Genomic DNA, 361 nt, shown 5'->3' on the forward strand with positions numbered 1-361 from the left:
CCGGGAAGACACGCTCGACGCGGCGTTTGCCAGCGCGCGCACGGCGCTAGCCCTCGACGACAATGACGCGCGCTGCCACTACGCCATGGCCTATGTCGCGCTCCGCCGCTGCGAGTACGATCTGGCGGGCCGCCACCACGACCGGGCGCAGAGCCTCAATCCCGGCGATCCCGACATCGCCGCCGGCCGTGCGAACTGGCTCATGCATATCGGCCGGCTGGACGAGGCGCTCGCCACGCTGGACACGGCGCTGGAGCGCGACCCGTTTCCCCCGACGTGGGTCTGGAATGTGCGCGGCTGCGTCCTCTATCACCTCGAACGCTATGCCGAGGCAATCAACGCCTTCCGGAGCGTGCGCGCG

The 361-nt window shown here is 70.1% G+C and carries 1 protein-coding gene; it reads left to right on the top strand.

Annotated features, from left to right (window positions below; translation table 11 throughout):
- Positions 1 to 361, top strand: a 361-nt coding sequence (locus EN818_RS31125) for a tetratricopeptide repeat protein (RefSeq protein ID WP_135906654.1), incomplete at both ends; no start/stop codon positions are given.

This window comes from Mesorhizobium sp. M3A.F.Ca.ET.175.01.1.1 (genome assembly GCF_004791945.1).
GTDB lineage: Bacteria > Pseudomonadota > Alphaproteobacteria > Rhizobiales > Rhizobiaceae > Mesorhizobium.